Source organism: Nocardioides sp. Z21_20 (assembly GCF_059766585.1).
The window spans coordinates 333,633-351,975 of sequence record NZ_JCBAJX010000001.1 but is presented as its reverse complement, the minus strand read 5'-3'; the positions used below and the strand labels follow the sequence as shown (position 1 = coordinate 351,975).

The 18,343-nt window shown below is 73.0% G+C and carries 12 protein-coding genes; 6 read left to right on the top strand and 6 right to left on the bottom strand.

What is annotated here, in order from left to right; genetic code table 11:
- Window positions 1–57 precede the first annotated feature (57 nt).
- Window positions 58–1,296 (bottom strand): acyl-CoA dehydrogenase family protein, encoded by a 1,239-nt coding sequence (locus tag AC6EH9_RS01750; RefSeq protein WP_498419951.1) that lies wholly within the window; start codon window positions 1,294–1,296, stop codon window positions 58–60.
- A gap of 167 nt (window positions 1,297–1,463) precedes the next feature.
- Here AC6EH9_RS01750 and AC6EH9_RS01745 point away from each other — a divergent pair, with 167 nt between their 5' ends.
- Entirely contained in the window at window positions 1,464–1,889 is a 426-nt protein-coding gene (locus tag AC6EH9_RS01745; RefSeq protein ID WP_498419949.1) for a VOC family protein, read from the top strand.
- A gap of 200 nt (window positions 1,890–2,089) precedes the next feature.
- Here the strand turns inward: AC6EH9_RS01745 and AC6EH9_RS01740 are convergent, their stop codons facing one another.
- Window positions 2,090–3,271: a fatty acid desaturase family protein gene (locus AC6EH9_RS01740; protein ID WP_498419948.1), complete on the bottom strand. Its 1,182-nt coding sequence runs from the start codon at window positions 3,269–3,271 to the stop codon at window positions 2,090–2,092.
- Between the two features lie 135 nt (window positions 3,272–3,406).
- Window positions 3,407–6,208, bottom strand: coding sequence for a cation-translocating P-type ATPase (locus AC6EH9_RS01735; RefSeq protein ID WP_498419947.1), 2,802 nt, complete (start codon window positions 6,206–6,208; stop codon window positions 3,407–3,409).
- A gap of 89 nt (window positions 6,209–6,297) precedes the next feature.
- On the opposite strand from AC6EH9_RS01735, the gene AC6EH9_RS01730 reads away from it, so the two are divergent.
- From AC6EH9_RS01730 to AC6EH9_RS01720, 3 genes are all read left to right on the top strand, one after another.
- Window positions 6,298–8,067: a DUF429 domain-containing protein gene (locus AC6EH9_RS01730; RefSeq protein WP_498419945.1), complete on the top strand. Its 1,770-nt coding sequence runs from the start codon at window positions 6,298–6,300 to the stop codon at window positions 8,065–8,067.
- Window positions 8,068–8,167: 100 nt separating this feature from the next.
- A complete protein-coding gene (locus AC6EH9_RS01725; protein WP_498419944.1) occupies window positions 8,168–9,763 on the top strand; it encodes a GMC family oxidoreductase in 1,596 nt (531 codons plus the stop codon).
- Window positions 9,763–11,322, top strand: a complete 1,560-nt coding sequence (locus AC6EH9_RS01720) for an aldehyde dehydrogenase family protein (RefSeq protein WP_498419942.1) — start codon at window positions 9,763–9,765, stop codon at window positions 11,320–11,322. The genes AC6EH9_RS01725 and AC6EH9_RS01720 overlap by 1 nt, the downstream gene beginning before the upstream one ends.
- 327 nt (window positions 11,323–11,649) lie before the next feature.
- Here the strand turns inward: AC6EH9_RS01720 and AC6EH9_RS01715 are convergent, their stop codons facing one another.
- The 3 genes from AC6EH9_RS01715 to AC6EH9_RS01705 all read right to left on the bottom strand — a co-directional run bounded on the left by AC6EH9_RS01715 (window position 11,650) and on the right by AC6EH9_RS01705 (window position 14,705).
- Window positions 11,650–12,480 carry a class I SAM-dependent methyltransferase gene (locus tag AC6EH9_RS01715; protein ID WP_498419941.1) on the bottom strand — a complete coding sequence of 277 codons (831 nt, stop codon included), beginning with the start codon at window positions 12,478–12,480 and terminating at the stop codon, window positions 11,650–11,652.
- A gap of 129 nt (window positions 12,481–12,609) precedes the next feature.
- On the bottom strand, window positions 12,610–13,542 hold the full coding sequence (locus tag AC6EH9_RS01710) for a pseudouridine-5'-phosphate glycosidase (protein WP_498419939.1): 933 nt from the start codon (window positions 13,540–13,542) through the stop codon (window positions 12,610–12,612).
- Window positions 13,539–14,705, bottom strand: coding sequence for a carbohydrate kinase (locus tag AC6EH9_RS01705; RefSeq protein WP_498419937.1), 1,167 nt, complete (start codon window positions 14,703–14,705; stop codon window positions 13,539–13,541). The genes AC6EH9_RS01710 and AC6EH9_RS01705 overlap by 4 nt, the downstream gene beginning before the upstream one ends.
- A gap of 282 nt (window positions 14,706–14,987) precedes the next feature.
- Between AC6EH9_RS01705 and AC6EH9_RS01700 the strand changes: the two genes are divergently transcribed.
- Together AC6EH9_RS01700 and AC6EH9_RS01695 are read left to right on the top strand one after the other, a co-directional pair.
- Window positions 14,988–16,883 carry a carbohydrate-binding domain-containing protein gene (locus AC6EH9_RS01700; RefSeq protein WP_498419935.1) on the top strand — a complete coding sequence of 632 codons (1,896 nt, stop codon included), beginning with the start codon at window positions 14,988–14,990 and terminating at the stop codon, window positions 16,881–16,883.
- Window positions 16,884–17,050: 167 nt separating this feature from the next.
- Window positions 17,051–18,340, top strand: coding sequence for an MFS transporter (locus tag AC6EH9_RS01695; RefSeq protein ID WP_498419933.1), 1,290 nt, complete (start codon window positions 17,051–17,053; stop codon window positions 18,338–18,340).
- The last annotated feature ends 3 nt before the right edge of the window (window positions 18,341–18,343 follow it).

Here is an 18,343-nt window from a genome sequence, read left to right as displayed (position 1 = left end):
TCGTGAGGCGTCGGTCCCCTCGGGGGCCGGCGCCTCACGCGCGTTCAGCGGGCGGCGTCAGCGAGTGGCGCGCTGGGCGGCGCGGACCAGCCCGCCGCCGATGATCAGCCGTTGGATCTCGCTGGTGCCCTCGTAGAGGCGCAGCAGCCGCACGTCGCGGTAGATCCGCTCGACCGCCACCTCGCGCATGTAGCCCGTGCCGCCGTGCACCTGCACCGCCAGGTCGGCGACCCGGCCGACCATCTCGGTGCAGTGCAGCTTGGCCACCGACGGGGCGATGCGCCGGTCCTCCCCGCTCACGTAGAGCCGGGCCGCCTCGCGCACCAGGGCGCGGCCCGACATCACGCCGGTCTGCATGTCGGCGATCATCGCCTGCACCAGCTGGAAGTCGCCGATCGGCGTACCGCCCTGGGTGGCGTGCGCGGCGTAGGCGACCGACTCGTCGAGGGCCCGCTGGGCGGCGCCCACCGCCAGCGCGGCGATGTGGATGCGGCCCCGGGCCAGCGACGTCATCGCCGCGCGGTAGCCCGCGTCCTCGTCGCCCCCGACCAGCGCGCTTGCCGGCAGCCGCACCCCGTCGAGGTGCACGTCGGCGGTCCAGGCGCCCTCCTGGCCCATCTTGCGGTCCTTGGGACCGATGGAGAGGCCGGGCGTGTCCGCCGGGACCAGGAAGACCGCGATGCCGGTGCCGTGCTCGTCGGCGGGGCGGGTGCGGGCGAAGACCAGGAACAGGTCCGCGATCGGGGCGTTGGTGATGAACCGCTTGTCGCCGTCGAGCACCCACTCGTCGCCCTCGCGTACGGCGCGGGTGCGCAGGCCGGCCGGGTTGGACCCGGCGCCGGGCTCGGTCAGCGCGAACGACGCCACCACCTCGCCCGCGGCGATCCGCTCGAGCCACTCCTCCTGCTGGGCGCGGGTGCCGAAGCCGACGAGCACCTGTCCGGCGATGCCGTTGTTGGTGCCGAACATCGAGCGCAGCGCCAGGGACGTGTAGCCGAGCTCCATCGCGAGGTCGACGTCCTGGGTCAGGTCGAGCCCCAGGCCGCCCCACTCCTGACCGAGGGCGTAGCCGAACAGCCCCATCCGCGCGGCCTGCTCGCGCAGGTCGTCGGGGATCGCGTCGGTCTCCATGATCTCCAGCTCGCGCGGCACCACACGCTCGCGCACGAACGAGCGGGTCTGGGCGAGGATCTCGGCGAAGTCGTCGGCGTCGACGGCGGGTTGGGCGGGGGGATGGGTGGAGGGTTGGGCGGGGGGACGGGCGGCGGCGGGGGTGGCGGACTCGGCGCTGGGCATGGCGACAGTGTCGTGGGGCGCAGGCGCCGGGCCAAGGGGTACGCGGCCCGAACCGGTGGTGCGCACCGCCCAGGGGCAGCCGCGGCGATGAGTTCGGGTGATCGGCGCGGTCGACACCGGTGATGACCACGCCCCGGCGGCGCCCACCTGCGAGAGGACGGAATCCGATGAGCACGAAGCTGACCCCCTACCTCAACTTCCCCGGCACGGCCCGGGAGGCGATGACCCACTACCAGCAGGTCCTCGGCGGCACCCTCGAGCTGCACACGTTCGCGGAGTACGGCACGAGCGATCAGGCCTTCGCCGAGCAGATCATGCACGGCTCGCTGGAGACGCCGGCCGGCCTGACGCTGATGGGCTCCGACATGCCCCCCGGGGAGGAGTTCCGACCCGGGAACAACCTCACGGTCAGCCTCGCCGGCTTCGACGGCGAGGACGGCGACGACCTGCGTCGGTGGTGGGCCGGGCTCAGCCAGGGCAGCGAGATCACCGCCCCGCTGGAGAAGCAGGTCTGGGGCGACGAGTTCGGGATGTGCACCGACAAGTTCGGCGTCGCCTGGATGGTGAACATCGGCATGGGCGCCCCCGCGTAGGCCCGTCGCCCGGCGTGCCCGCGTCGTACGGGGCGGCGGGGGTGCTTGCGTCGTACGGGCGGCGGGCGTGCCTGCGTCGTACGGGGCGGCGGGCGTGCCTGCGTCGTACTGGCCACACGAAACCCGCACTTCCCACGCGTTGCAACGTGTGGGAAGTGCGGGTTTCACGAGTTAACTCGTGAAAGCCACAGCCCCACGCGTCACGCCGCCCCCACCACCCCCTGCTGACCCAGCGTCATCCGGGCGAGCTTCGCCAGCTGCGCCGGCGCCGTGGCGGGCGTGAGGTCGGCGAGCCAGCCGTTGGGAAGCGAGAGCCGCAGCACCTTGTGCCAGGCGGAGGCGACCTGCTGAGGCAGCGGCGCGGAGTGGTAGCGCAGCCCGTAGCGCTCGAAGAGCGCCTGCACCCGGGGGGCGATCTCGCCGTAGCGGTTGCTGGGCAGGTCGGGGAAGAGGTGGTGCTCGATCTGGTGGGACAGGTTGCCGGTGAGCAGGTGCAGCAGCGGCGGTCCGGAGACGTTGGCGGAGCCGAGCATCTGACGCAGGTACCACTCGCCGCGCGTCTCGCGCTCGTCGAGTTCGGCCTGCTCGAAGGTCTCGACGCCCTCGGGGAAGTGCCCGCACATGATCACCGAATGCGACCAGACGTTGCGGATCAGGTTGGCGGTGGCGTTCGCGGCCAGGGTCCGCCGCCAGCCCGGCCCGGACAGCAGCGGGTGGATCAGGTAGTCCTTGGCGACCTGCTTGCCGGCCTTGCGCAGCGCCTGCTTGATGCGCCCCTTCAGCTCGGGAGTGATCCCCTTGCCCTGGCGCAGGTGGTCGCCGAACTCGATGTCGTACATCGCGATGCCGTACTCGAAGATGCAGGCGTTGACGAGGTTCCACACCGGCTGCACGAGGTAGCGGGGCTGCCAGGGCTGGTCCTCGTCGACGCGCATGATCCCGTAGCCGAGGTCGTTGTCCTTGCCGAGGATGTTCGTGTAGGTGTGGTGCACCTCGTTGTGCGCGCGCTTCCACTGCTCGGGCGACGAGGCGTGGTCCCAGTCCCAGGTGGTCGAGTGGATCTTGGGGTCGCGCATCCAGTCCCACTGCCCGTGCAGGACGTTGTGCCCGATCTCCATGTTGTCCAGGATCTTGGCCAGCGCCAGGGCGCCCGTGCCGAGCACCCACGCGGGGCGGAACGCGCCGGCCAGCAGCAGCGCCCGGCCACCGAGCTCGAGCTTGCGCTGCACGTCGATGACGCGACGGATGTACGCCGCGTCGCGCTCGCCGCGGCTGTCCAGGACGTCCTGGCGGATCGCGTCGAGCTGCCGGCCGAGCTCCTCGACGTCCTCGGCGCTCAGGTGCGCGACCTGGTTGTCGGGCTTCTTCTGCAGGGCGGTCATGTGGCTCCTCGTGACGGTGGCGCGGGCCGGCTCGGTACCCGTCGGGGTCGGGGCGAGCGGGCCTCCATCCCCACTAGTCTTCCCCACCGCGGCAAGGCGAACACCTCTCGGCCCGGAGAACGGCCTCGGTGGGGATCACGCCGGGGGGCGAGCGGAGCCGGCGCCCGAGCCTGCGGACCGGTTGAGGACGGGCAGCCGGCGTAGCAGCTTGCCGATCTCGGCGATCCACAGCACGGTCGAGCCGATGCCCAGCGCCGCCAGCCACTGCCCCGAGGTGAGGTCGGTGGTGGTCAGCAGCCCGTGCAGCACATCCATCTCCACCAGCAGCACCAGCAGCACCACGACGACCGCGGTGGCCACGAACGCCGAGGTGTTCTCCAGGGTCTCGCGGCGGAAGACGCTGCGCTGGAGGTGGCGCACGTTGAGCAGGTTGAAGACCTGGAAGAACACGAACGTCGCGAACGCCATCGTCGCGGCGGTGCTCGCCTCGCCCAGCTCCGGCTCGGGACCCGGTCCCCACTCCAGCACCGCCAGCGTGCCGAGCGCCATCACCACGCTGGCCACCAGGATCGGCAGCAGCCTGGCCGTGCTCAGGATCCGCTCGCGGGCGGGTCGCGGCGGCCGGGTCATCGCGTCCTCGCTGACCGGGTCGACGCCCAGCGACATCGCGGGCGGGCCGTCCATCACCAGGTTCACGAAGAGGATCTGCAGGGCGGTGAACGGCGCACCCCCGGCGAGCCCGGTCAGCGAGGCGACCAGGAAGGTGAGCACGAACCCGAGTGCGGTGGAGATCTGGAACATCGTGAACTTGACGATGTTGTCGTAGATCCCGCGGCCCTCGCGCACGGCCCGGACGATGGTGGAGAAGTTGTCGTCGGTGAGCACCATCGTGGCGGCCTCCTTGGTGACCTCCGTGCCGGTGATCCCCATCGCGACCCCGATGTCGGCGCGGCGCAGCGCCGGGGCGTCGTTGACCCCGTCGCCGGTCATCGCGACCACGTCGCCGCGCTCCTGCAGCGCCCGCACCATCCTGATCTTGTGCTCGGGGGAGACCCGGGCCACCACTCCGACGTCCTCGAGCCAGGTGCCCAGGTCCGGCTCGGGCACCGCGTCCAGGTCGGCGCCGGTCACCGCGCGGCCCCCGATGCCCAGCTCGCCGGCGATGGCGCCGGCGGTCACCGCGTGGTCGCCGGTGATCATCCGGACCCGGATCCCGGCGTCGTGGCACTCGGCGATCGCGGCGCGCACCTCGGGACGTGGCGGGTCGACGATGCCGACCAGCGCGACCAGCTGGAGCCGGTCGAGCATCGTCTTGGGGTCGAAGCCCGCCTCGGAGGTGTCGGCGGTGGGGAAGCCCGCGGCGGGGAAGTCCTCGATGCCGACGGCGATCACCCGCAGCCCCTGGGCGGCGAGGTCGTCGTTCTGCTCCGCGATCGCGGCTCGGTCGGCGTCGGTGAGGGGCACCGCGCCACTCGGGCCGAGGACCGAGTCGGAGCGCCGCAGCAGCACGTCGGGCGCGCCCTTGACGAAGCACCGCACGATCGGCGCCCCCTCGGCGTCCACCCAGGCGTGGAAGGTGGCCATGAACTTGTGCGCGGAGTCGAACGGCACCTCCAGCACTCGCGGCCGCGCCTGCCGGATCGCCGCGACGTCGTAGCCGGCCTTCTCCGCGAGCACCACCAGCGCGCCCTCGGTGGGGTCGCCGACCACGGCGTCGCCCTGCAGGGCGGCGTCGGTGCACAGCGCCAGCGCCAGTACGGCGTCGTCGAGGGACGCGGGCAGCGCGTCGCCGTCGGTCGAGCGGACCCGCCCGTCGGTGGAGTAGCCCTCCCCGGAGACCGTGAACCGGCGCCCCGCATGCAGCACCACCCGCGCGGTCATCTGGTTGAGGGTCAGGGTCCCGGTCTTGTCGGTGCAGATCTGCGAGGTGCTGCCCAGCGTCTCCACCGAGGCCAGGCGCTTCACGATCGCGCCGCGCCGGGCGAGCCGGCCGGTGCCCATCGCCAGGGTGAAGGCGACCACCGCCGGCAGGCCCTCGGGGATGGCGGCGACGGCCAGCGAGACGGCCGTGACGAACAGGTCGCCGAAGTCCTGGCCGCGGGCCAGGCCCAGGGCCAGCACCACCACGATCACCACCGCGGAGAGCACCGCGAGGCTGCGGCTCAGCGCGTCGATCTGCTTCTGCAGCGGGGTCGCCCCGGGCTCGGCGCCGTGCAGCAGGTCGGCGATCCGGCCGGTCTCGGTGGCCATCCCGGTGGCGGTGACCACGGCCTCGCCCCGGCCGCGGGTCACCGCGGTGTTCAGGTACAGGCAGGTGACCCGGTCGGCCAGCGGCGCGTCGGGACCGACGGCGGCGCGTGCGTCCTTGGCCACCGGCTGGACCTCACCGGTCAGGCCGGACTCCTGCACCTCCAGCGAGACCGCCTCCAGCAGCCGGGCGTCGGCGGGCACCCGGTCGCCGGCCTCGACCGCGATCACGTCGCCGACGACGAGGTCGGTGGAGGCCACGCTCACCTGCCGGCCGTCGCGTCGTACCCGCGCGGTGGTCACCACCATCTCGCGCAGCGCGGCCAGCGACGCCTCGGCGCGCGACTCCTGCACGAAGCCGATGGTGGCGTTGAGCAGCACGACCACGGCGATCGCGATCGGCGTCTCGATCTCCCGGGTGACCACCAGGCTGACCCCGGCGGCGGCCAGCAGGATGAGGATCAGCAGGTCCTGGAACTGGCGCAGGAACGCACGCCAGCGCGGCTCGCGGGGCGCCTCGTCGAGCTGGTTGGGCCCGTCCCGGGCGAGTCGGCGCTGCGCCTCCTCGCTGCTGAGCCCGGTGGCCGGGTCGACCTCCAGCTCGCTCGCCACCGACGCCGCGTCGAGCGTGTGCCAGGCAGGGGCAGGGGCGCCCTGCTGGTCGGTGCCGGACGGCGTCGCTGACCGCATGAGCCCAGTGTGCTCCTGTGCCGTGGCCGGGTCAGCCCCTTCGACGGGTGTGCGCGTCATGCGCCGGCGCGATAGGGCAGGCTGATCCCATGTACTTCGTGGGCGTGGATCTCGCATGGGGGGAGAAGCGGCCCACCGGAGTGGCCGCGCTGGACGCCGAGGGTCGGCTGGTCCACCTGTCGGCGCAGGGGCCCGACGAGGCGATCGCGGCCGCGCTCGCGCCGTACGTCGCCGACGGCTGCCTGGTGGCGATCGACGCGCCGCTGGTGGTCACCAACGCGACGGGCAACCGGCCCGCGGAGGCCGCGCTGAACCGCGACTTCGCCCGCTTCGACGCCGGTGCCCACCCGGTCAACACCGCCAAGGCGGAGCTGAGCCCGCAGCCGCGCGGAGCCCGCCTGGCGCAGCTGCTGGACCTCGACATGGACCCCGAGTCCACCTCGTCGCGGCGCGCGATCGAGGTCTACCCGCACCCGGCGACAGTGGCGCTGTTCCGTCTCGGGCGGACGCTGAAGTACAAGAACAAGCCCGGTCGCCCCTTCGCGCTGCTGCGCGACGAGCTGCTGCGGCTGATGGACTGTCTCGAGGACCTGGCCGACGCCGAGGTCCCGCTCCTCCTCGACGGGCCCGACCAGGCGTGGGGCTCGCTGCGTGCGGGCGTCGTGGCCGCCGAGCGCAAGGCCGACCTGCGCCGTGCCGAGGACCAGGTCGACGCGGTCGTGTGCGCCTACGTCGCCCTGTACGCCGAGCGCCGCCCGGCCGGCGTCACGACGTACGGCGACTACGCCACCGGCTACATCGTCACCCCCACGCTGCCCGAGGGGCACCGACCCACCAAGCGCGAGCCCCGGGTGGTGACGCCACCGCCCGAGGAGGTCGCCCGGCGGGCGGTGAAGGCCTACGCCGCGATGCGCCCGCAGTTGGAGGCGGCGACCGAGCGCTACGTCGCGCTGATCACCACGCTGCTCGACGACGCCGGCATCAACTACCTCAGCGTGGCCGGGCGCACCAAGAGCCTGGCCTCGTTCGCGGCGAAGGCGGAGCGCACCGTGGACGGCCGGCGGCTCTACACCGACCCGCTGACGCAGATCACCGACCTGATCGGGGTGCGGGTGATCGCCTACCTGCACAGCGACGTGGCCGCGGTGGCCGATCTGCTCTCCGACCAGCTCAGCGTGCTCGACGACCGTGACATGGGCCAGGAGACGGCCAGCGAGGGTCGCTTCGGCTATGCCAGCCGACACCTGCTGGTCGCGCTCGATCCGGCGCGTCCCACGCCGCCGGCCTACGAGCCGCTGGTGGGCCGGGCCGCGTCGGTCCAGGTGCGCACGGTGCTGCAGCACGCGTGGGCCGAGTTCGAGCACGACATCCGCTACAAGGGCTCGGTCCCGGCCGAGCACGCGCCCGACCTGGACCGGCGCTTCACGCTGGCCGCCGGCCTGCTCGAGCTGGCCGACCGCGAGTTCTCGATGATCCGCGACCGGCTGCAGGAGTCGATGACCGACCAGCGCGGCGAGCCCGAGGACGTCGACGACCCGCGGATCAGCGCCCAGGACCTGGCCGCGTTCCTGGCCGGCAAGTACGCCGACGCCGGCTGGTCGCGCACCGACCACTACGCCTGGGTCTCCGGGCTGCTGCTGGAGCTGGGGATCACCTCCCTCGACGAGCTGGCCCAGCTGCTGGCGGGTGTGGACAGCGCCTCGATCAACGAGCGGATGGGCTACCGCTACCCACCCGGCGCCGTACGCCGCCTCGACGACGCCCTGCTCGCGGCGTACGGCGAGCGCTACGTGCACCTGCACGGCAACTCCCACCGGGTGCCGCTGCTGCAGGCGCGGCTGGAGAAGCTGATCGGCTGAGGGCGCCGCACCTGGTGAGCAGAGCCTTGTGAGCCGGACCACTTCGACCTAGGTTCGACTCCTGCGGTCCCGGCCGGGCCTGCCGACGAAGGAGGCGGGCGTGCGCGAGACCTTTGACTACGTGATCGTGGGGGCGGGCAGCGCGGGCGCGGTGATCGCGGCGCGGCTCAGCGAGGATCCGCAGACCTCGGTGCTGCTGCTGGAGGCGGGCGGCCCCGCCGACGCCGACGAGATCTCGGTGCCGGCCGCCTTCGCCAACCTGTTCAAGACGCGCTGGGACTGGAACTACCAGACCTCCGAGCAGAAGCAGCTCGGCAGCCGGCGCGCCTACTGGCCGCGGATGAAGGCGCTGGGCGGCTGCTCGTCGATGAACGCGATGATCTACATCCGCGGCAACCGCGCCGACTACGACACCTGGCGCGACCAGCACGGCGCGAGCGGCTGGGGCTACGAGGACGTGCTGCCGTACTTCGTCCGCGCCGAGGGCAACCAGCGCCTCGGCGCGCCCTTCCACGGCCAGGACGGACCGCTGCACGTCGAGGACCGCCGCTACACCCACCCGCTCACCCTCGCCTGGGTCGAGTCGGCGGTGGCGAGCGGCTTCAAGCCCACCGACGACTTCAACGGCGCCGAGCAGGAGGGGGCCGGGCTCTACCAGGTCACCTGCCGCAAGGGCCGGCGCTGGTCGACCGCGAAGGCCTACCTGGAGCCGGCCATGGAGCGGGCCAACCTGACGGTGCGCACCGGTGCGCTGGCCGAGCGGGTGCTGCTCGAGGGCGGCCGAGCGGTCGGCGTGAGCTACCTGGCCGGCGCCGAGACGCGCACGGCGTACGCCGCGGCGGAGGTGGTGCTCGCCGGGGGCGCGGTCAACTCGCCGCAGCTGCTGATGCTGTCCGGGATCGGACCCGGCGCGCACCTGCGCGAGGTCGGCGTCGAGGTGCTCGCTGACCTGCCCGGGGTCGGCCAGAACCTGCACGACCACCCGGCCGTGCCGCTGGTCTTCCACACCCGGGAGAGCACTGACCTGGCCGAGCACAACAACCTTCTCAACCTCGCCCGCGCCAAGCTCACCGGCAGCGGGCCGCTGGTCTCCAACGTGGGGGAGGGCGGCGCGTTCTGGCGCAGCCGCGACGACCTGTCCGCGCCGGACCTGCAGGCCCACATCGTGCCCAGCGGCTACTGGGACAACGGGATGCACGAGCCGACGACCCGCAAGGTGACGGTGGCCGCCACGGTCGTCGACGTGTTCAGCCGCGGCCGGCTCCGGCTGCGCTCCACCGACCCGCGCTGGCACCCCGACATCGACCCTGCCTACTACGACGACCCGGTCGACCTCGACGCGATGCTCAGCGGGGTGCGCCGGCTGCTGGAGACCACCCGCACCGGCCCGTTCGCGCGGCTGATCGACCGGCCGTTCATGCCCGCCTCGCGCGAGCCCGACGACGCCGAGATCCTCGAGCTGGTGCGACGCGAGACCCAGACGCTCTACCACCCGGTCGGGACCTGCGCGATGGGCACCGGCGAGGACGCGGTCGTCGACCCCGAGCTGCGGGTGCACGGCGTCGAGGGACTGCGGGTCGCCGACGCCAGCGTCATGCCGACCGTCCCGCGCGGCAACACCAACGCCCCCACCATCATGATCGGCGAGAAGGCGGCGGACCTGCTCCGCGGTCGCAGCGCCGGGAAGGCCACCTGATGCCCGAAGCAGTCACCAACGCCCCCACCGCCCCGTCGGCCGACAAGCTCGAGTCGCTCAACCCGGCCACCGGTGACGTGGTCGGGGTCTACGCCGTCGACGACGCGGCCGCGGTGGACGCGGCCGTCGCCCGGGCCCGGGAGGCCGCCCGCTGGTGGCGCGGCATCGGCTTCGACGGTCGCAAGGAGGTGCTGGCCCAGTGGCGCGGGGTGATCACCCGGCGGATGGGGCAGCTCGCGGACGTCGTACACCAGGAGACCGGCAAGCCGCACGGCGACGCCGCGCTCGAGATCGGCCTCGCCATCGACCATCTCGCCTGGGTCGGGTCGCACGCCGAGAAGGTGCTCGGTCGCCGGCGGGTCTCGCCGGGGCTGCTGATGGCCAACCAGGCGGCGACGGTGGAGAACCTGCCGCTGGGCGTGGTCGGCGTGATCGGTCCGTGGAACTACCCCGTCTTCACGCCGATCGGCTCGATCGCCTACGCGCTGGCTGCCGGCAACACCGTGGTCTTCAAGCCCAGCGAGCTCACCCCCGGCGTCGGGGTCTGGCTGGCCGAGAGCCTGGCCGAGGTGGTGGGAGACCGGGCGCTGCTGCAGACCGTGATCGGGTACGGCGCGACGGGCGCGGCGCTGTGTCGCTCCGACATCGACAAGCTGGCCTTCACCGGCTCGACCGCGACGGGCAAGAAGGTGATGGCGACCTGCGCGGAGCGGCTCACCCCGGTGCTGATCGAGGCCGGCGGCAAAGACGCGCTGCTGGTCGATGAGGACGCGGACGTCGCTGCCGCTGCGGACGCCGCCGCCTGGGGTGCCTTCTCCAACGCCGGGCAGACCTGCATCGGGGTGGAGCGGATCTACGTGCACGAGCGGGTCTACGACGACTTCCTCGCCGAGCTCACCCGGCGCGCCGGCGAGATCCATGCCGGCTCCGACACCGAGGCCAAGTTCGGCCCGATGACGATGCGCAGCCAGGTCGAGGTGATCCGCAGCCACGTCGAGGACGCGCTGGCCAAGGGTGCGCGGGCGCTGGTCGGCGGGGTCGGCGCGGTCGGCGAGCGCTACGTCCAGCCGACGGTGCTCGTCGACGTGCCGGAGGACTCGCTGGCCATCACCGAGGAGACGTTCGGGCCGACGGTGACGGTGAACAAGGTCGCCAGCATGGACGAGGCGGTCCGGCTCGCCAACGCTGGGCGCTACGGCCTCGGGTCGACGGTGTTCTCGGCCAAGCGCGGCCCCGAGCTGGCCCGCAAGCTGCGCTCGGGGATGACGTCGGTGAACTCGGTGATCTCCTTCGCCGGCGTCCCGGGCCTGCCCTTCGGCGGCGTCGGCGACTCCGGCTTCGGGCGCATCCACGGCCCCGAGGGGCTCAAGGAGTTCACCTACGCCAAGGCGGTCGCCCGCCAGCGGATGAAACCGGTGATGAACCTGACCACCTTCGACCGCTCCGCGAAGGTCGACCAGACCTTCGTCACCCTGATCACCGCCCTGCACGGCCGCGCCAGCCAGATCCCCAAGCGCGCCCGCGACCTGACCCGCCCGCTGCGCCTGATCCGCCGCTGACCCGCGAGTCGGCGCAACCTCACGCCGTACGGCGGTCGAGTCGGCGTGAGCTCGCGTCGTACGGCGGTCGAGTCGGCGTGAGTTCACGCCGTACGGCGGTCGAGTCGGCGCAACCTCCCGACGCAGGGCGGTCGAGTCGGCGCAACCTCCCGCCGACTCGGCCCTCGGAGGATGCGACTTCACGCCGACTCGGCCCTCGGAGGATGCGACTTCACGCCGACTCGGCCCTTGAGGGCTGCGAGTTCACGCCGACTCGGCCCTTGAGGGCTGCGAGTTCACGCCGACTCGGCCCTTGAGGGCTGTGAGTTCGCGCCGACTCGGCGCGGGTTAGGCGCGGCGGGCGCGCAGGAGGCGGTACTCCCACTCCATGCCGTGGGGGGTTCCGGCGCCGAAGAGCAGGGCCAGCTCCGCCAGGCGCTCGTCGAGCTCGGCGACCTTGGCCGGGTCGTGGGCGATGGTCTCGTAGGTGGACATCGCCGGCCCCACGTGCGTCTTGAAGTAGTCGCGGAACTCCTCACCGGCCTCGAACCGGGAGGTGCGCAGGGAGCGCGGCTCGGTCTCGAGCTGGTCGATCCCGTCGCCGAAGAGCGCGCGCACGTGCTCGGCGGTCCCCCACAGAGTCGGCGAGAACCGGCCCGTCTGCGGCGTGTTGACGCTCTGGCGCAGCGCGTCGATCACCTGGCCGAAGAACCCCTCGGGGGTCCAGCTGACGACGCCCAGCACCCCGCCGGGCCGGCAGACCCGGACCATCTCGTCGGCCGCCGCCTGGTGATCGGCGACGAAGGTGACGCCAAGGCAGGACAGCACCACGTCGAACGCGCCGTCGTCGAAGGGCAGCGCCTCGGCGTCCGCGGCCTTGAAGCGCACCCGCAGGCCGGCCCGCTCAGCGAACACGCGCGCCGCGTCGAGCATCTCCGGCGTCTGGTCGGAGGCCGTCACCTCGGCACCGAGACGAGCCGCGGGGATGGTGGCGGTACCGGCGCCCGCGCCGATGTTGAGCACCCGCAGCCCGGTGCGGACGTCGCAGTAGCGCACCAACGCCTCGCCGAGCTCGGGGAGGAACTGGGTCGCCACGCTGGGGAAGTCGCCCAGCGCCCACATCCGCTGACGCGCCTGGAGGTATCGGTCGCGCTGTCGGGCCCTGATCGAGTGGTTCATGACGTCCTTGTGCGGGTCTACCGAAGGCGGAGTCGTCTCTGCACCGTCACCTTCGAGTCTGCTCCGCCGCGCTGGCCCCGACAAGGGTCGCGCGTGGTGCCCGGTGCCCCGAGGCACCGGGCGCGGGCCTCAGGCCCCGATCTTCGCGAACTCCTGGGCCACCTCGGCGCCGAGGCGGGCGTTGCTGCGCACCAGTGCGATGTTGGCGGTCAGGCTGGCGCCGCCGGTGATCTCCACGATCCGGCCCAGAAGGTACGGCGTGGCGTCCTTGCCGCGGATGCCGAGGGAGTCCATGTCGGCCAGGGCCTGCTCGATGATCTCGCCGATCTCGTCGGCCGGGATCTCGTCGGCCTCGGGGATCGGGTTGGCGACCACGACGGCGCCGTTCAGGCCGAGGCTCCACTTGGCGTCCATCACCGCGGCGATCTCGGCGGCGCCGTCGACACGCAGCGGCGCGGCGAACGGGCTGCGACGCGAGTAGAACGACGGGAACTCGTCGGTGCCGTTGACCAGGACCGGGACGCCCAGCGTCTCCAGCTTCTCCAGGGTGAGCCCGATGTCGAGGATCGACTTCACGCCGGCGGAGATCACCGCGACGTCGGTCTGGCCGAGCTCGGTGACGTCGGCGCTGATGTCGAAGGAGTGCGCCGCCCCGCGGTGCACTCCGCCGAGCCCGCCGGTGACGAAGGTGCGGATCCCGGCCAGCGACGCGAGCCGCATCGTCGAGGCGACGGTGGTGGCGCCGTGCAGGCCACGGGCCATCACGTAGCCGAGGTCGCGCACGCTCACCTTGAGCACGTGCTCGTCGGAGGCCAGCAGCTCGAGGCTCTCGGCGTCCAGGCCGATGCGGGCCTGGCCGTTGAGCACCGCGATGGTCGCGGGCACGGCGCCGAGGTCGCGGATGATCTGCTCCACCTCGAGCGCCATCTCGACGTTCTGCGGGTAGGGCATGCCGTGGCTGATGATCGTGCTCTCGAGCGCCACCACCGGGGCCCGGTCGCGCAGGGCCTGCTCGACCTCGGCGGTGAGGGTGAGCGCGGGGTGGGGGGTGGGGATGGTCATCGGGGGCTCCTGGGCTGGGTGGTGACGGAGGTGTGGGGTGCGGAGGTAGGGGACTCGGGGGCGCTCGCCAGGCACTGGGACACCAGGCGGGCGGTGAGGTCGGGACGGACGGTGTCGCTGCTGGCGATGGTCAGCGCGGACGCGGCGTGGCCGAAGCGCGCCGCGTGGGTGGGGTCGTCGCCCTCGAGCAGGGCGTGGCAGAAGGCGGCGAGGCCGGAGTCGCCGGCGCCGGTGACGTCCTCGACCCGCTCGGCGGGCACGGCGTCGAGGAACTCGTGGCCGTCGGCCCGGCTCAGCAGCGAGCCGCGCTCACCCAGACGGACCCAGGCGATCTCGACCCCACGCTCGTGCAGGGCCCGGGCCGCACGCAGCAGGTCGTCGTCGGTGACGGTGGCCAGGCCGGTGAGCGCCGCGAGCTCGTCGCGGTTGGGGGTGGCGGCGTAGAGGGGCCGGTCGGGACCCAGGAGCGGCGCGACGAGGCGTGCCTTCGGCGCGCTCACCGGGTCCAGGACGACCCGGCATCCGGCGGCGGTGGCCAGGTCGAGCGCGTGGGTCAGGGTGGGACGCGACAGGTTGCCGTCCAGTACGACGAGGCCGGCGGCGGCGAGCAGGTCCCGGGCGGCGTTGACCTGCTCGACGCTGAGCTGGTCGGTGGCGGCCATGTCGGCGACCGCGACGAGCAGCTCGCCGTCGGCGTCGAGGACGGCGGTGTAGGTGCCGGTGGCGCCGGGCCAGCGCCGTACGTGCTCGACGTGGACGCCGGCGGCCGAGGTCGAGCTGAGCAGGGAGTCGCCGAGGGCGTCGCTGCCGATCGCGGCCACCAGGTGGGTGCGGGTGCCCAGGCGCGCCAGGTTCTCGGCGATGTTGCGGCCCACACCGCCGGGAGCCATCGAGCCGGTCCCCGGGTTGGAGGTGCCCAGGGCCGCGGTCACCGTGCTGCGCGCCTTGATGTCGACGTTGGCGCCGCCGATGACGACCACGCCGGGCTGCTCGCTGAGCACGTAGCCGCGCCCCAGGATCACGCCCTTCTTGCCCAGGTTGGACAGGTGGACGTTGACGGCCGTGCGGGTGGTGCCCAGCGCCTGCGCGATGGACTCCGAGTCGATCGTCGGCTGACGACGCAGCAGGCCGACGATCTCGCGCTCGCGCTCAGTGAGGTTCACGCTTACTAGCGTAAAGGGTCTTTATTCAAGTTAGCAAGAGGCGCGCCGCACGACTTCTCGCGCCGCGACCGGCCTCACAGGTGACGCACAGGCCCAGCAAAGCGTCGCCCCAGCGCGGTCGCCGGTAATGGGGGCAGCACCCGCTCACCGGAGGCTCGATGGCCCAGCTGCCCATGGTCGCCGCCGACCTGGTGGTCGCCTTCCGCTGCGTCAACGTCGGCGACCGGGACGTAGCGGCGCCGCAGCCTCGGGCGACCCCCTGATCCACGGAAGGAAGCACCCATGTTCAGACGCACCCTGGCCTCCACCCTCGCCGCCACGGCTGCGCTGGCCGCGCTGGCCGGCTGCGGCGGCGACGACGACACGGGCCGCGACCCCGACGCCGGTGGCGGCGTCGGCGCCGGCCGGGTCGCCGGCGCGGGCACGACCGGTGAGGAGGCGCTCGAGGCCAACGCCGAGAGTCACGCGGCGGACGACTCGGAGATCGACGAGAGCGGCGCCGTCGCCGTCACCCTGGCCGACGGGGCGAGCTCCGTGGCCGACGCCGCCGCGGGCGTCCAGGTCGACGGCGACGTGGTCACGATCTCGGCGGCGGGGACGTACCGCCTCAGCGGGACGCTGAGCGACGGCCAGGTGGTCGTCGACAGCCCGGACGAGGGGGAGGTCGTGCTGGTCCTCGACGGCGTGGACCTGACCTCCACCTCCACCTCCCCGCTCGTGGTCGAGGAGGCCGAGGAGGCGGTCGTCGTACTCGCCGAAGGGACCCAGAACCACCTCAGCGACTCCACCGCCTCCGCAGCCGACGACGAGCAGAGCGACGCGCCCACCGCCACGCTCTTCTCGAGGGCCGACCTGACCCTCACCGGTGCGGGCTCGCTCAGCGTCGAGGGCATGGCCACCGACGCGATCGTCAGCACGGACGGCCTGGTCGTGGACGGCGCCCAGATCACCGTGCAGGCCGCCGCCGACGGGGTCCGCGGCAAGGACTACCTGCGCGTCGAGGACGGCACCCTCGCCGTGACCGCGGGCGGCGACGGGCTCGTGTCGGACAACGACGAGGACCCGGACGCCGGCTACGTCGCGCTCACCGGCGGCAACGTCGTCGTCGACGCGCGGGGCGACGGCGTCGCCGCGACCACCGACAGCATCGTCACCGGGGGCACCCTCCAGGTCACCGCCGGCCAGGGCAGCGGCGCCGAGGTCGCCGAGGACGCCTCGGCGAAGGCGATCAAGGCCGGTGTCCTCACCGTGGTCTCGGGTGGTGCGCTGACCCTGAACGCCGCCGAGGACGCTCTGCACAGCGACAGCGTGGTCTCGGTGACCGGCGGGACGGCCCAGCTCGCGGCCGGCGACGACGCCGTGCACGCCGAGGAGGACCTCACCGTCAGCGACGGGTCGCTCACCGTGACCACCTCCGTGGAGGGGCTGGAGGCCGCGCAGATGACCCTGGCCGGCGGCACCGTCGACGTCCGCGCCAGCGACGACGGCATCAACGTCTCCGGCGACACCGAGAACCGCTGGCTCTCGATCACCGGCGGTGACGTCCGCGTGAACGCCGACGGCGACGGCATCGACGTCAACGGCTCGTGGACGATGACCGGGGGCACCGTGCTGGTGGACGGGCCCACCGTGGAGATGGAGGGCGCGCTCGACGTGGACGGGACACTCACCGTCGACGGCGGGACGCTGGTGGCGGCCGGCAGTGCGGGCATGCCCGTGGCGCCGGTGGAGGAGTCGGAGCAGGGCTTCGTCTCCGTGCGCCTCGACACCCCGCTCGCGGCCGGCGCGGAGGTCAGCATCGTCGACGCGGACGGCGAGCAGGTCGCCAGCCACACCCTCGCCAAGGAGGCCGCGGCGCTGGTCGTCAGCGACGACGCGATCGTGGACGGCGAGGAGTACGCCGTGCAGGTCGGCGGCGAGGAGGTCGCCACCGTGACCGCCGGTGAGGGCGCCGGCGGCCGAGGCGGACCGGGTGGCTCGGGTGGCACCCGGCCGGAGGGCTCCGACGGTGAGCGTCCGGAGCCGCCGGAGGGGGCCGAGGGTGAGCGTCCGATGCCGCCGGAGGGGGCCGAGGGTGAGCGTCCCGAGCCGCCGGAGGGCTCCAAGGGTGAGCGTCCGGAGCCGCCGGAGGGCTCCAAGGGTGAGCGTCCGATGCCGCCGGAGGGCTCCGCGGGCTGACCCGTGCGATCCAGCGAGGAATCCTCGGACGAATCACGCAGCGCGGGCGGGGCGAGGTAGTAACGTCGCCCCGCCCGGTCGCCTCCCCGGTGGCGACCAGGGCGATGCCGACCCGGGGCTGACCCGGGCTGACTCAGGTCGAGGCCGACCGGACAAGGAGGGTGGCGGTGCGTCTCTCGGGTCTCGTCGCCGACACCCGGCCGCTGCGCAACGACCACTTCCGCCGGCTCTGGCTGGCCAACATCATCACGGTCATCGGGGCTCAGCTCACCGTCGTCGCGGTACCGGCCCAGATCTATGCCGAGACCGGCTCCTCGGCGTACGTCGGGCTGACCGGCGTCTTCGGCCTGGTGCCGCTCGTCGTGTTCGGGCTGTGGGGCGGGGCGCTGGCCGACGCCATGGACCGGCGCACGCTGCTGATCGTCACGACCGGTGGCCTGATCGCGACCAGCGCGCTGTTCTGGGCCCAGGCTGCGGCCGGCTCCACGAATGTCTGGTTCCTGCTCGGGCTCTTCTCGGTCCAGCAGGCGTTCTTCGCGGTCAACCAGCCCACCCGCAGCGCCGTACTGCCCAAGCTGCTGCCCGCCGACCTGCTGCCGGCGGCCAACTCCCTGAACATGACGGTCTTCCAGGCCGGGGCGATCGCGGGGCCGCTGGTGGGCGGTGTGCTGATCCCGATCGTCGGGTTCTCGTGGCTCTACCTGATCGACACCGTCACGCTCTTCGCGACGCTGAGCGCCGTGGTCCGGCTGCCGAGGCTCACCGTGGAGGGCGTCGCCGGGACGCCCGGGATCCGCTCGGTGCTCGACGGCCTGCTGTACCTGCGCGGGCACCCGGTGCTGATGATGTCGTTCGTCGTCGACATCATCGCGATGCTGTTCGGGATGCCGCGCGCGCTGTTCCCCGAGATCGCGCACGACAGCTTCGGCGGCCCCGAGGGCGGCGGTTTGGCGTTCGCGCTGCTGTTCGCCGCGATCCCGGCCGGGGCCGTGCTCGGCGGCATCTTCTCCGGCTGGGTCTCCCGGGTGCAGCGCCAGGGACTCGCGGTGATCGTCGCGATCCTGGTCTGGGGCGTCGCCATCGTCGGCTTCGGCGTGGCGACCGGGATCGCGGGCGGGGTCGACGGCGCCGCTGGGCCGATGCTGGTGGTCGCGGTGGTGATGCTCGCCATCGGCGGTGGCGCCGACATGGTCTCCGCCGCGTTCCGCACCAGCATGTTGCAGAGTGCAGCCGCCGACGAGGTGCGCGGCCGGCTGCAGGGCGTTTTCATCGTCGTCGTGGCCGGCGGGCCCCGGCTCGCCGACGTGGCCCACGGCGGGGCCGCGGCGATGGTGGGTACGGCGACCGCTGCCGCCGGTGGGGGCGTGCTGGTCGTGGTCGGCACGGTGCTCGCCGCGCTCGCCGTACCGGCGTTCGTGCGCTACCGGATCCGCCAGGGGCCAACCGTCCAGCCGTGACGC